The sequence below is a fragment of the Thermomonas paludicola genome (assembly GCF_024498955.1).
Classification (GTDB): Bacteria; Pseudomonadota; Gammaproteobacteria; order Xanthomonadales; family Xanthomonadaceae; genus Thermomonas; species Thermomonas paludicola.
The window spans coordinates 2,287,382-2,301,088 of the sequence record NZ_CP093311.1 but is presented as its reverse complement, the minus strand read 5'-3'; the positions used below and the strand labels follow the sequence as shown (position 1 = coordinate 2,301,088).

General features: G+C 67.3%; 12 protein-coding genes. 8 read left to right on the top strand and 4 right to left on the bottom strand.

Annotation, left to right across the window (positions count from 1 at the left end):
• Nucleotides 1–8: 8 nt before the first annotated feature.
• Nucleotides 9–596: an RdgB/HAM1 family non-canonical purine NTP pyrophosphatase gene (rdgB, locus tag LIW09_RS10805; RefSeq protein WP_256645627.1), complete on the bottom strand. Its 588-nt coding sequence runs from the start codon at nucleotides 594–596 to the stop codon at nucleotides 9–11.
• Nucleotides 593–1,336, bottom strand: coding sequence for a ribonuclease PH (rph, locus tag LIW09_RS10800; RefSeq protein ID WP_256645626.1), 744 nt, complete (start codon nucleotides 1,334–1,336; stop codon nucleotides 593–595). The genes rdgB and rph overlap by 4 nt, the downstream gene beginning before the upstream one ends.
• Nucleotides 1,337–1,402: 66 nt before the next feature.
• Here rph and LIW09_RS10795 point away from each other — a divergent pair, with 66 nt between their 5' ends.
• The 5 genes from LIW09_RS10795 (at nucleotide 1,403) to LIW09_RS10775 (ending at nucleotide 6,072) form a co-directional block, all read left to right on the top strand.
• Nucleotides 1,403–2,266 (top strand): YicC/YloC family endoribonuclease, encoded by an 864-nt coding sequence (locus LIW09_RS10795; RefSeq protein WP_256645625.1) that lies wholly within the window; start codon nucleotides 1,403–1,405, stop codon nucleotides 2,264–2,266.
• A 10-nt stretch (nucleotides 2,267–2,276) separates the two neighbouring features.
• A complete protein-coding gene (gene gmk, locus LIW09_RS10790; protein WP_256645624.1) occupies nucleotides 2,277–2,894 on the top strand; it encodes a guanylate kinase in 618 nt (205 codons plus the stop codon).
• A gap of 120 nt (nucleotides 2,895–3,014) precedes the next feature.
• Nucleotides 3,015–3,314, top strand: coding sequence for a DNA-directed RNA polymerase subunit omega (gene rpoZ, locus LIW09_RS10785; RefSeq protein ID WP_256645623.1), 300 nt, complete (start codon nucleotides 3,015–3,017; stop codon nucleotides 3,312–3,314).
• A gap of 122 nt (nucleotides 3,315–3,436) precedes the next feature.
• Nucleotides 3,437–5,620, top strand: a complete 2,184-nt coding sequence (locus tag LIW09_RS10780) for a RelA/SpoT family protein (protein ID WP_256645622.1) — start codon at nucleotides 3,437–3,439, stop codon at nucleotides 5,618–5,620.
• Nucleotides 5,621–5,688: 68 nt separating this feature from the next.
• Entirely contained in the window at nucleotides 5,689–6,072 is a 384-nt protein-coding gene (locus tag LIW09_RS10775) for a RidA family protein (protein WP_256645621.1), read from the top strand.
• On the opposite strand, the gene LIW09_RS10770 is transcribed toward LIW09_RS10775, so the two are convergent.
• Complete coding sequence (locus LIW09_RS10770; protein ID WP_256645620.1) at nucleotides 6,009–7,136, bottom strand: AraC family transcriptional regulator; 1,128 nt, start codon at nucleotides 7,134–7,136, stop codon at nucleotides 6,009–6,011. The two genes, LIW09_RS10775 and LIW09_RS10770, sit on opposite strands and share 64 nt — an antisense overlap.
• A 208-nt stretch (nucleotides 7,137–7,344) precedes the next feature.
• Between LIW09_RS10770 and LIW09_RS10765 the strand changes: the two genes are divergently transcribed.
• Both LIW09_RS10765 and recG read left to right on the top strand, forming a co-directional pair.
• A complete protein-coding gene (locus tag LIW09_RS10765) occupies nucleotides 7,345–9,765 on the top strand; it encodes a TonB-dependent receptor (protein WP_256645619.1) in 2,421 nt (806 codons plus the stop codon).
• Nucleotides 9,766–9,813: 48 nt separating this feature from the next.
• Nucleotides 9,814–11,907, top strand: coding sequence for an ATP-dependent DNA helicase RecG (recG, locus tag LIW09_RS10760; protein WP_256645618.1), 2,094 nt, complete (start codon nucleotides 9,814–9,816; stop codon nucleotides 11,905–11,907).
• Nucleotides 11,908–11,919: 12 nt separating this feature from the next.
• On the opposite strand, the gene LIW09_RS10755 is transcribed toward recG, so the two are convergent.
• The gene (locus LIW09_RS10755) at nucleotides 11,920–12,258 is read right to left on the bottom strand and encodes an ArsR/SmtB family transcription factor (RefSeq protein ID WP_256645617.1); all 339 of its coding nucleotides are present in this window, start codon (nucleotides 12,256–12,258) and stop codon (nucleotides 11,920–11,922) included.
• Between the two features lie 154 nt (nucleotides 12,259–12,412).
• On the opposite strand from LIW09_RS10755, the gene LIW09_RS10750 reads away from it, so the two are divergent.
• Entirely contained in the window at nucleotides 12,413–13,702 is a 1,290-nt protein-coding gene (locus LIW09_RS10750; protein WP_256645616.1) for an NAD(P)/FAD-dependent oxidoreductase, read from the top strand.
• Nucleotides 13,703–13,707: the final 5 nt, after the last annotated feature.

Here is a 13,707-nt window from a genome sequence, read left to right as displayed (position 1 = left end):
GGCGGGCATCACGGATTCCGCAACCGCTCCTGCAGCTTCGCCAATGCGATGCCGCGATGGCTGTCGCGGTTCTTGATGTGGGCCGGCAGCTCCGCAGCGCCGCAGGCATGGGTGGGCGAGTAGAACACCGGGTCGTAGCCGAAGCCGTTGCCGCCTTGGCGCGCGCGCAGGATGCGGCCGCACCAGACGCCCTCGGCGACCAGCGGCATGGGGTCGTCGGCGTGCCGCAGCAGGGCCAGCACGCAGACGAAGCGCGCGTTGCGCTCTGCGTCAGGTATGCCGTCGAGTTCGCGCAGCAGTTTGTCGATGTTGGCTTCGCTGTCGCCGTGGCGCCCGGCATGGCGGGCGGAATACAGCCCCGGCGCGCCATTCAGCGCATCCACGCACAGCCCGGAGTCGTCGCCCAAGGCAGGCAGGCCCGTTGCGCGTGCGGCGTGGCGCGCCTTGAGGATGGCGTTCTCGACGAACGACAGGCCGGTTTCCTCGGCGTCGCCCACGCCGAATTCGGACTGCGCGTGCAGGGTGAAACCGTCGCCCAGCAGTTCGCGCAGCTCGCTCAACTTGCCGGCGTTGCTGCTGGCCAGTACCAGATTCACGGCTGTGCCAGCGCCGCCTGCTGCGCCGCGAACAGTTCGCGACAGCCGGACTCCGCGAGCGCCAGCAGCGCATCGAGTTCGTCGCGGCGGAAGGCGTGGCCCTCGGCGGTGCCCTGCAGCTCGATGAAGCCGCCACCGTCGTTCATCACCACGTTCATGTCGGTGTCGCAGGCGCTGTCTTCGGCATAGTCGAGATCGAGCACCGGCACGCCCTGGTAGATGCCCACGGAAACCGCCGCCACGGCGCCGACGATGGGCGAACGCCCGCTCGGCGGCAGCTTGATCGCGCGGCTGTCGATCAGCCCCTGCACGGCATCCGCCAGCGCGACATAGGCGCCGGTGATGGCGGCGGTGCGGGTGCCGCCGTCGGCTTGCAGGACGTCGCAGTCGAGGGTGATGGTGCGTTCGCCCAGCAGGCTGCGGTCCACGCAGGCGCGCAGCGAGCGGCCGATCAGGCGCTGGATTTCCAGCGTGCGTCCACCCTGCTTGCCGCGCGCGGCCTCGCGGTCGCTGCGGGTGTGGGTGGCGCGCGGCAGCATGCCGTATTCGGCGGTGATCCAGCCTTCGCCCTTGCCGCGCATGAAGGCCGGCACCTTGTTTTCCACGCTGGCGGTGCACAGTACGCGGGTGTCGCCGAAACTCACCAGCACCGAGCCTTCGGCGTGGCGGGTGAAGCCGCGGGTGATCGAAACGGTGCGCAGCTGATCGGGATTGCGGCCACTGGGGCGGGCGACGGGCATCGAAACAGGCCGGGAATTTGCGGGGTGCTAGATTACCATTCGCTTTTCGATGGGCCTGGATTCCGAATGATTCGCAGCATGACTGCCTTTGCCGCCAGCGAGCGGGCCACCGAATGGGGGTCTCTCTCCGGCGAGTTGCGCGCGGTGAATCACCGTTTCCTGGAATTGAGCCTGCGTCTTCCCGAAGAACTGCGCGCGCTGGAGTCGCAATTGCGCGAGCGCGTGGCATCGCGCGTTTCACGCGGCAAGCTGGACTTGGTGATTCGCCTGCGTGCGGCCAGCAGCGGCGAGTCACTGCAGCTGGACGAGGCGCTGTTGGAGCGGCTGGGCGAGCTGGCCCGGCAACTGGACACGCGCTTCCCGCAGTTGCAGGTGCAGTTCACCGAACTGCTGCAGTTCCCGGGCGTGCTGCAATCGCGAGGCATCGATGGCGAGTTGCTGCAACGCGAAGCGATGGCCCTGCTGGACGCGGTGCTGGACGACTTCGTGGCGGCCCGCGAGCGCGAGGGAGGCAAGCTTGCTGCGGTCATCGGCGAGCGCGCCGATGCAGTGGCGAAGATCGCCGCCGAGGTGCGCACGCTGGTGCCGCACATCCGTGCCGGCCAGCGCCAGAAGCTGGACGCGCGGCTGGCGGATCTGGGCTCGGCGCTGGAGCCGGGGCGGCTGGAACAGGAGTTGGTGATCTGGTTGCAGAAGCTCGATGTCGATGAAGAGCTGGACCGCCTCGACAGCCATCTGTCGGAGCTGCGGCGCATCCTCAGGGGCGGCAAGGAGCCGGTCGGTCGCCGCCTCGACTTCCTGCTGCAGGAATTCAACCGTGAAGCGAACACGCTGGGCAGCAAATCGGTGGATGCGCGCACCAGCAATGCCGCCGTCGAGCTGAAAGTGCTGATCGACCAGATCCGCGAGCAGATCCAGAACATCGAGTGACCCCAAGCCCATGCGCGGAACCCTCTATATCGTCGCGGCGCCCTCCGGGGCTGGAAAGTCCAGCATCGTCAACGCCGTGCTGGCGCATGATCCGAACATCCGGCTGTCGATCTCGTTCACCTCGCGCGCACCGCGACCGGGCGAGCGGCATGCCGAGCATTACAACTTCGTCAGCGTCGATGAGTTCCAGCGGATGATCGATGCGGGCGACTTCTTCGAGTGCGCGCGGGTTCACGGCGACTGGAAGGGCACGGCGCGGCAGTCGGTGGACCCGCAGCTGGCTGCCGGTCATGACGTGCTGCTGGAGATCGACTGGCAGGGCGCGCGGCAGGTGCGCGCCAAGGTGCCCGACTCGGTCAGCGTGTTCATCCTGCCGCCGTCCCGGTCCGCGCTGGAAGAGCGCATGCGCAAGCGCGGGCAGGACACCGAGGAGGTGATCCAGCGCCGGCTGGCCGCGGCGCGCGAGGAGATGAGCCATTACAGCGAATTCGACTACGTGATCGTCAACGAGGTGTTTGACACCGCGGTGGCCGAAATGTGCAGCATCTTCACCGCCAGCCGCCTGCGCAAGGACGCGCAGGTGGCGCGGCATGCGCGCTTGATCGAAGGCCTGCTGGTGGGTCCGTAAGCAGGTCTGCGTGCGCCTAAGTTTCTGATTTGAAAGGCGCAGGCTTGCGGTGGGCGGCATCCGCGCATAGAATGGCCGACTCTCTAGAACCCGCAGCGGCCCAAACGCCGCAGGATAGCCATGGCCCGGATTACCGTTGAAGACTGCCTGCAGGTGGTCGATAACCGCTTCGAACTCGTGATGATGGCCGCCAAGCGTGCGCGCCAGCTGGCTGGCGGCGTGGAGCCGAAGCTGGACAACAGCGAGTCCAACGACAAGCCCACCGTGTTGGCGCTGCGCGAGATCGCCGCGCGGGTCATCAATACCGACTTCATCGATTCGGTTGAAAAGGCCGAGCGCGAGCGCAAGGAGCGCGAGGCGCTGGAATGGGCTGCCGCCGAGGTCGTGGCCGCCGACGACGACATGAAGGGCGACGACTGATCGCAGCTTCGAGGTTGCGTCCACGAAACGGCCCTGCGGGGCCGTTTCTGTTTTGGTTTTGCCCGCGATTTCGTTTGAAATTTCCGTTTGCCGGCATCGCGTTGCGCGGTTAGTCTCGACGCATGACTCCCGGCGATCCCGCGCTTGCCCTGCCGCCCGCCGCGCCCGATGCGGCTGCGGTGCCGGACTATGTGCAGGCGCTGGAGCAGGCGGCTGCGTATCTGGGTGAGGCGCAGCGCGCCCTGCTGCGGCGCGCATGGGCGGTGGGTGCGGCGGCGCACGCCGGGCAGATGCGCAAGTCGGGCGAGCCCTACATCACCCATCCGGTGGCGGTGGCGCAGGTGCTGGCCGAGCAGGGCCTGGACGTCGAAACGCTGGTGGCGGCGATCCTGCACGACACCATCGAAGACACGCCGCTGACCCGCGCCGACATCACCGCGCAGTTTGGCGAAACCGTCGCCGAGCTGGTCGATGGCGTCACCAAGCTGGACAAGCTGCGCTTCGCCGACCGCCAGGAGGCCGCCGCCGAAAGCTTCCGCAAGATGCTGTTGGCCATGTCGCGCGACTTGCGGGTGATCCTGATCAAGCTGGCCGATCGCCTGCACAACATGCGCACGCTGGGCGCGCAGACGCACGAGGCGCGGCGGCGCATCGCCGTCGAAACGCTGGAGATCTTCGCGCCCATCGCGCAGCGGCTGGGCATGAACCTGATCAAGGCCGAACTGCAGGACCTGGGGTTCCGCGCGTTGCATCCGTGGCGGCACGCGGTGATCGCCAGGCGCATCCGCAGCCAGCCGCTGGCGCGGCGCGAGACGCTGACGCAGATCGAGGCTTTGCTGGCGCAGCGGCTGGCGTTGGAAAAACTCGATCATCAGCTGGTGGGGCGGATCAAGACGCCGTGGAGCGTCTATACCAAGATGCGTTCCGAAGGCCGCAGCTTCGACCAGGTGATGGATGTGTTCGGCTTTCGCGTGGTGGTGAACAGCGTGCCGGACTGCTATCACGCGCTGGGCGTGGTGCATGCGGTGTACAAGCCGCTGGATGGGCGCTTCCGGGATTTCATCGCGATCCCCAAGGCGAACGGCTACCAGTCGCTGCACACGGTGCTGTTCGGGCCGTACGGCTCACCGATCGAGGTGCAGATCCGCACCCGCGAGATGAACCTGATCGCCGAGCGCGGCGTGGCCGCGCACTGGGCCTACAAGATCGGCGCGGAGGGCGGCGGCAACAGCGCGCAGGGCCGGGCAGCGGCGTGGATCGCCAACCTGGTGGAGAGCCAGCGCGCCACCGGCTCGTCGCTGGAGTTCCTGGAGAACGTCAAGGTCGACCTGTTCCCGGACGAGGTCTACCTGTTCACGCCGAAGGGCGACATCCTGTCGCTGCCGCGCAATTCCACCGCGCTGGATTTCGCCTACGCGGTGCATACCGATGTCGGCAATCACGCGGTCACCGCGCGCGTGGACAAGCGGCTTGCACCGCTGCGCACCAAGCTGGCCAGCGGGCAGTCGGTGGAGATCATTACCGCCAAGTCCGCGGTGCCGACCACGCAGTGGCTGGAATTCGTCGCCACCAGCAAGGCGCGCACCGCGATCCGCCAGCAGCTCAAGCAGCTCGAACACGAAGACGCGGTGCAGCTTGGCCATTACATGCTGGATCGTGCGCTGGGCGCGCAGGGCACCGCGCTGGACCGCATCCCGATGGCGCGGCTGGAGTCGTATCTGGCGGACAACCGCTATTCGCGGCTGGAGGCGATGCTGGCCGATATCGCGTTGGGCAACCGCATGCCGTCGCAGGTGGCCTTGCTGCTGGCGCAGCAGTCCAGCCAGTCGCCAGGCGCGGAAGCGTCGGCAACGGCGGGAGTGCTGCAGGAGCGCATCCTGATCACCGGGTCGGAGCGCGGCGTGATCAGCTTCGCGCAGTGCTGCCTGCCGATTCCGCGCGACGAGATCATGGGTTACCACAGCGCCGGCAAGGGCATCGTGGTGCACCGGATGGAATGCCCGAACGTGGCCGAATTCCGCAAGTCGCCGGAGCGCTGGGTGGCGATCGGCTGGGACCGCGAAGTGGCCGGCGATTTCAGCGTGGCGATCCGCATCGAAGTGGAAAACCGCCCCGGCGTGCTGGCGCAGGTGGCGGCGGCGATCGCCAACGCGGAATCCAACATCGACCGCGTCGAGTACCTGGAGCGCGACAGCAACATCGCGGTGCTGCGTTTCGGCATCGACGTCACCGACAGCCGCCACCTGGCCGAGGTGATCCGCGGCGTGCGCAGGCTGCAGGTGGTGCAGGACGTGCAGCGCTGTTGAGCGCACGGCCGCCTGCGGGCGCGCAGTAGAATCCGGGGTTGCAGACCTTCATGCCGCCCGGAGATCCCATGTCGCGCACCGCCATCCATACCGATTCCGCCCCCGCCGCCATCGGCCCGTATTCGCAGGCCATCCGCGCCGGCAACACCGTGTACCTGTCCGGGCAGACGCCCTTGCTGCCGGGGAGTGGCCAAATGGTGGAAGGGGACATCGAGGCGCAGGCGCGGCAGGCATTCGACAATCTTCGCGCGGTCTGCGTGGCCGCCGGGGGATCCTTCGAGAACGTGGTGCGGCTGGGCCTGTACCTGACCGATCTCGCCGACTTCGCGCGGGTGAATGCGGTGATGGCCGAGTACTTCAGCCAGCCCTATCCGGCGCGCTCCACCATTCAAGCGGCGGCGCTGCCGCGCGGCGCCGCGTTCGAGGTGGATGGCGTGATGGTGCTTGGCTGAGCCGGCGCCTCCGCTGCCGGGCGCTGGCCGTGGCGAAGCTGGCCGGGCAGTTGCCCGGTCCAGCGCTTGAAGGCGCGGCGGAAGTCGCGCACATCCGCAAACCCCACGGCCGCCGCCACCTGTCCCAGCGGCAACACGCGTTCGCGCAGCAGCCGGCTGGCGGCGCGCGCGCGGAGACGATCGAGCAGGGCGCGGTAACTGTCGTTCTCTGCCTGCAGTTGCCGGCGCAGGGTGCGTTCGGTCATGTGCATTTCAGTGGCCAGTTCCTGCAGGCGCGGAGGGTTGGCCAGCCGCTGCCACAGGCGCTGTTCAATGGCTGCGGCCAGCCCGGATGCGGCGTGGCCCGGCGGCATTTCCGCATCGCAGACGGCGGTCATCTGGCGTACCGCGTTCGGGTTCGCGGCGGGCATGGGCGTGGGCATCCAGCGATGCGCGATCACGATCCGGTTTTCGTGGCATCCGAACCGCACGTTCGGGCCGAACAGCTGCGTGTAGCGCTCGGCGTGTGGCGGTGGCGGATACGCCAGATCCACGCGCTCGGGCTGGAACCCGTCACCCAGCATCGCCCGGCACAGATTCATGCAGCTTGAAATCAGCTCTTCGCAAAGATACGGCTGCAGCTGCGCATCGTGTTCGTACATGTGCAGGGTGATGGCGACGCCGGCGCGCTCCTCATCCATCGCCAGTGCGAACATGACCCCGGTGATGGGGGCGTAGCGGATGCCGGTGCGCAATGCATCGCCGAAGGTTGGCGAGGCCAGCATCGCCAGGCCGAGGACATCGAATTCGGCCAGGGTCTGGCGCGCGCCCAATTCCAGCCCATGACCGCTGCCAGGCAGTGAGGCCAGCGCGTGGCGGAGGATCGCGCAGGTCTCCCGGTAGGACAGGCAGGGCAGGTGGTGGAAGTCGGCAAAATCGGCAGCTTCGACCGCAAGTCCGATGAACCAGTGGTCGCAGCGAAGCCCCAGTTCTTCGGCATGGGCAACCAGGGGGGCGATGATGCGGCCATGGAAGCGGTTGCTGCCCGGCGGGGCGAGGGGGCGGCGGGCAGGACGGGGCGGCATGGGAGGCTCGATATGTCCGTTTCACCCCCATTCTAGGGCGGATGGCCCCTTTTCACCCGTGGATTCATCCGCACAAACTGCAATTCCCGAGGGACGGCATCCATGGGCAGTGCCGGCGCGCCGCACGCTGGTGTTGCCGATCATGCTGGGTGCCGGGGCAAGCCGAGCGTCCGGGGCAGGGGCGTGAATCCAACAACAGGGGACTGCAATGAAACACCACATTTTGACCGATGGCGTGCGCAAGGCATTGCTGGCATCGCTGCTGGCTTCCGCGGCGTTTTCCGCGCAGGCGCAGGAGACCCCGCAGGCGCAACCGGCCGCCAAGCCGGACGCCGTGCAGCTGGACAAGATCGTGGTGACTGCGCAGAGCCGCGAACAGGAGTTGCAGGACGTGCCGATCGCGCTGCAGGTGGTGGATGCCGACGTCATCGACACCACGGCGGCCAGGACGATTGCCGACCTCGACAGTTTCATCCCCGGCCTCGACGTCAACGACGTGCAGGCCACCCAGGTCAAGTTCAAGCTGCGCGGGCTGAGCACCGAGGACATCGGCATTGGCACCGACCCCACCGTGGGCGTGTATGTGGATGGCGTTTATGCCGGGCGCGGTGGCGGCACCGTGCTGCCGTTCCTGGACGTGGAGCGCATCGAAGTCCTGAAAGGGCCACAGGGCACGCTGTTTGGCCGCAATACGGCTGCGGGCGCGATTTCGATCATCACCAAGCAGCCCTCCGCAACGCTGGAAGCGCGGGCACGGCTGCGCGCCGGCGATCATGGGCAGCGCCAGTTCGACGGCATGTTCAACATGCCGCTGGGCGATCACCTGGCGTTGCGCATCAATGCCCTGCATGGACAGACCGATGGTTGGCTCCGCGATGCCGCAACCGGCAGGCCGCTCAATGATGGCAAGAATGACGCCTTGCGAATGGCCCTGGGCTGGGACGCTTCGGACCGTACGCGCGTGCAGCTGACCTGGGATCGCGAGCGGCTGAACCAGCGGTCGCGCCCCACCATCGGCATCGTCGATCTGGATCCGGTGACCGGTTTGCCGGCATTTCCGGCCGACCCGCTGCACTATCGCAATCCGTTCGACATGCCGGCCACCACCGACGTGGCGGGCAATGACGAAACCCGCGATTTCGATGGGCTCACGCTGCGGGTGGAGCATGACTTCCGGTGGGGGGCGCTGGCCGCAACCACCGCCTGGCGTCATTACGACACGTTCAACCGCACCGAGGAGGACGGCACCAACCGGGCCTACCTCTACATGGACAGCATCAACAGCGAGCGCAACACCACCTGGTATCAGGAGTTCAAGTTCAGCGGCGGGAACGAGCGCATCGACTGGGTGGCCGGCGCCAGCTGGTTCAAGGAGCGTGCGCGCCAGTCCAGCGTGGTGGACCTGGACAGCAGCAGCGTGGATACCGCAACGCTGTACGCGCTGGGCATCCCGCTTTTCAGCATGCTGCAGGCGGCGGCCGACCAGTACGCAGTGCCGGTGCAGCTGCTTGGCCAGCCGTGGACGGAGTCGTATGACAACACCCTGGCATCCACCGCCTACGCTGCGTTTGGCGACGTGATCTGGCATGCCACCGACAAGCTCAACCTGACCGTCGGCCTGCGCTATACCCGCGACGAGAAGCAGTTTTCCTGGTTCAACGACTACCATCGCGCGGATGCATTGAACCAGGCGCTGCAGATATTGGACAGCGCCGGCATCCTGGCTGGCGCCGGCCTGGATGCGGCCACGTTGGCGGGGATGGACCTGGCATTTTCCGATCCGGTCTCGATGGCCAACAAGGGCGTGCTCAATCGCGCCAGTCATGCCTGGAGCGATGTCAGCCCGCGCCTGGTGATCGACTACCACCTGGCCAACGGCAGCATGGTGTTTGCATCGCTGGCCAAGGGCTACAAGGCGGGCGGTTACAACGCGTTCTCGCCGGGTGCGAGTTTCAAGAACGAGGAAGTGTGGAATCTGGAGGCGGGCATCAAGCAGTCGTTGCAGGACGGGCGCCTGCAGTTCGAAGCCTCGGCCTATCGCTATCAATACAACAACCGCCAGGCGATCTGGCTGGATACCAGCACCCAGGTGCCGCGCTATGTCACCAATGTGAGCGACCTCACCGCCACCGGCGCGGAGTTCAGCGCGCGCTGGTTCCCGAGCCGTGCGCTGCAATTCGACTTCAACCTGGGCTGGATCGATTCGACCTATGACCACTACGTCACCCCGCAGGGATTGAACCTCAGCGGCAAGCCGACCGGCGAGCCGCGCATCTCCTATGCGCTGGGTGGGCGGTATCGCGTTGAACTGGGCGAAGCCGGCAGCCTGCTGCTGTCGGCCCGCCACGGCGCGCGCGGAGCGATGCGCTGCAATGCGGCGTCGATTGGCCAGGGCAACTGCGGCAGCTATCCCGCGTTCCGCATCGGCGCGGCAAGCAATCGCACCGATTTGTTCGTGCAATGGCGCTCGCCGAAAGACGCCTGGAGCGTGGCCGCCTACGCCAACAACGTATTCAACCAGCGTCATGTCACCGACCTTTGGCAGTACGGCACCAGCGTTTTCGGAACGGTGGGCGCCAGCATCAGCGCCCCCCGCCAGCTTGGCCTGGAAATGCAATTCCGCTATTGAGTGCGCGCCAGACTGGCGTGATCGCATGCATGCCGGCATCCTTGTGCGATGCCGGCAGCACCCATCAATGCCATCGCGGGTGCCGACACCCCGCTTTCCGTCCTGACCGGCGTTGGTCCGGCGCTGCGTGAGAAACTCGCGGCGCGCGGGCTTTCGACCTTGCAGGATCTGTGGCTGCACCTGCCGCGCGAATACGAGAACCGCACCGCGCTGACCCCGATCCGCGACTTGCGCGCCGGCGTGCCCGCGCAGGTCGAAGGCCGGGTCGAAGCGGTGGAGCGCGGCTTCCGCTACCGGCCGATGCTGCGGGTGGCCCTGTCCGATGCGGGCCGGGGTACGCTGGTGCTGCGCTTCTTCCATTTCCGCGCGCAGCAGGTGGCGCAGTTCGCGGTCGGCGCGCGCGTCCGCGCCTACGGTACGCCGCGCCCAGGCCAGCTCGGGCTGGAAATCGTGCATCCCAGTTACCGCGTGCTGGACGACGGTGAGCATGCGCTGGGCGAGGCGCTGGATCCGGTCTATCCCGCCGTCGAAGGCATCGGCCCCGCCAGCCTGCGCAAGCTGGTGGTGCAGGCCTTGCAGCGGTTGCCGGACGAGGCGGCGCTGGAGTTGTTGCCGCCGGCGTGGCTGCGCGAACTCGGCCTGCCGTCGTTGCGCGAGGCGATCCTGACCCTGCACGCGCCACCGCGCGACGCCGACCTCGCCGCGCTGCAAAGCGGCCTGCATCCGGCGCAGCGGCGGCTGGCCTTGGAGGAACTGCTGGCCCACCAGCTCAGCCTGCGCCGCCAGCGGCTGGCCTTGCAGGCGGAGGGCGCGCGCGCGCTGCGCGGCGACGAGAAACTGGTGGCGCGATTGAAGAAATCGCTGCCGTTCGCGCTGACGAACGCGCAGGCGCGCGTGTATGCGCAGCTGCGCGACGACCTGCGCCAGCCGCGCCCGATGCTGCGGCTGGTGCAGGGCGACGTCGGCAGCGGCAAGACCGTGGTCGCGGCGATGGCGGCGCTGCTCGCCGTCGCCGATGGCCGCCAGGCCGCGTTGATGGCGCCGACCGAGCTGCTGGCCGAACAGCATCTGCACAACCTGCGCGGCTGGCTGGAGCCGTTGGGATTGAACGTGTGCTGGCTGGCGGGCAAGGTGACCGGCAAGGCGCGGGCGAAGGCGCTGGCGGAGGTGGCGTCCGGCGTGGCGCAGGTGGTCGTCGGCACGCATGCGCTGATGCAGGAAGGCGTGGCGTTCCACGACCTCGCGCTGGCCATCGTCGACGAGCAGCACCGCTTCGGCGTGCACCAGCGGCTGGCGCTGCGCGACAAGGGCCGTGCCGGCGTGCCGCACCAGCTGGTGATGACCGCCACCCCGATCCCGCGCACGCTGGCGATGAGCGCCTACGCCGACCTCGACGTGTCCGCCATCGACGAGCTGCCGCCGGGGCGCACGCCGGTCACCACCATCGCGCTGTCGGCCGAGCGCCGGCCCGAGCTGGTGGAGCGCATCCGCAATGCCTGCGCCGAAGGCCGCCAGGCCTATTGGGTGTGCACCCTGATCGATGATTCCGATGAGGTGGTGGCGCAGGCCGCGCAAAGCACGTTCGAGGCACTGCAAGCGGCCCTGCCGCTGGCGCGCGTGGGCCTGGTGCATGGTCGGCAGAAGGCAGCCGAAAAGCAGGCCATCATGCGCGCCTTCAAGGGCGGCGAGATTGATTTGCTGGTGGCGACCACCGTCATTGAAGTCGGCGTGGACGTTCCCAATGCCTCGCTGATGGTGATCGAGAACGCCGAGCGCCTCGGCCTGGCGCAGCTCCATCAGTTGCGCGGTCGAGTGGGGCGCGGTCGCGCGGCGTCCAGCTGTGTCCTGCTGTACCAGGGCCCGTTGTCGGCGATGGCGCGCGAGCGCCTCGACACCCTGCGGCAGACCAGTGACGGCTTTGCCATCGCCGAAAAAGACTTGCAGCTGCGCGGCCCGGGTGAATTGCTGGGGACTCGCCAGACCGGGCTTGCCGCGTTCCGGATGGCGGATCTGGCGCGCGATGCCGACCTGTTGCCGCGGGTGCATGCATTGGCCGATCACCTGCTGCGCGATGCGCCAGAGGTGGCCGAACGCATCGTGCAGCGCTGGGTGGGCGGTGCCGTGCGCTACGCTGCGGCGTGAGCCAGCAGGGGCTTAGCCGGCACACACGGACTGGGTGCCGCAATAGATCCCGTGCAGGGTTTCGATGATGCGCTGGGCCGGGCCATCGGCCAGTGAGTAGTAAATCGTTTGCGCCTCGCGGCGGGTGTTGACCAGCCCATCTGCGCGCAGCAGCGCCAGATGCTGCGACAGCGCGGATTGGCTGAGTTCGACCCGGGCGTTGAGTTCGCCGACCGACCGCTCGCCTTCCACCAGCAGGCACAACATCACCAATCGCTTGTCGTTGGCCAGCGCCCGCAGCAGCCGGGCGGCATCGCCGGCATGCGCGCGCATCGCTTCCGGATTCATCTCAAGGGCAGGGCGGCGTTGCATGGTCGGCATGGCTTCAGCGTGCTTGCGGGGTTGGCCTGGCCGCGCGATCCGCGCAGGCAGGACGGGGCGCAGGCAAAATATCAGTTGACACTAATATAAGCAAGATCTAATATTAATCCACCTGCCAGAGATGGCGACCGGGAAGAGGCGAGAAATGGCCAGGATCGTGGTGATGGGTGCGGGGTTGGGTGGCATGAGCGCGGCGTACGAACTGCGCGAAACGCTCGGCAAGGGGCATGACATCGTGCTGGTCGGCAAAGGCGAGACGTTCGGCTTCACGCCTTCCAATCCATGGCTGGCCGTCGGTTGGCGCAAGCAGGACGACATCACCCTGCCCGTTGCCGAACATGTGGGCCGGTATGGCATCACCTTTGACGGCAGCGGCGTCGAGCACATCGATGCCGAGGGCGATGCGGTCATCACCGGCAAGGGCGAGCGCATCGCCTATGACTACCTGATGATCTGTACCGGCCCGAAGCTGGCGTTCGACGAGGTTCCCGGCGCCGGTCCCGACGGCGGCTTCACCCAGTCGGTGTGCACCACGCCGCACGCAGCGGGCGCCTGGGTGGCCTATCAGGAATTCCTGAAGAATCCGGGCCCGGTGGTGATCGGTGCCGTGCAGGGGGCCAGTTGCTTCGGCCCGGCCTACGAGTTCGCGATGATCGTCGATGCCGACCTGCGCAAGCGCAAGCTGCGCGACAAGGTGCCGATGACCTTCGTCACCAGCGAGCCGTACATCGGCCACATGGGGCTCGGCGGCGTGGGCGACTCCAAGGGGTTGATGGAATCGGAGATGCGCCAGCGGCATATCAGCTGGGTGGTGAACAGCAAGGTCAGTGAAGTGCGCGACGGCGAGATGACCGTGGTCGAGCACGATGCCAAGGGCCAGCCGGGCGATTCGCGCGTGCTGCCGTTCAAGTTCGCGATGCTGCTGCCGGCGTTCAAGGGCGTGGAGGCGGTGGCCGCGGTGGCGGGCCTGTGCAACCCGCGCGGCTTCGTGATCGTGGACAAGCACCAGCGCAGCCCGACGTACCCGAAGATCTTCTCGGCCGGCGTGTGCGTGACGATTCCGCCGGTGGAAGTCACGCCGGTGCCGACCGGCGCGCCGAAGACCGGGTTCATGATCGAGTCGATGGTCACCACCATCGTCAAGAACATCCAGGCCGAACTGAAGGGCGAGACGCCGGATTTCGAAGGCACCTGGAACGCGGTCTGCCTGGCCGACATGGGCGACACCGGCGCGGCGTTCGTGGCGCTGCCGCAGATCCCGCCGCGCAACGTCACCTGGACCAGGATCGGCAAATGGGTGCACCTGGCCAAGGTCGGCTTCGAAAAATACTTCCTCTACAAGATGCGCAACGGCACGTCCGAACCGATCTACGAGAAATACATCCTCGGCCTGCTCGGCATCGAGCGGCTGAAAGACGTCAAGCGTCCCAACTGATCCCA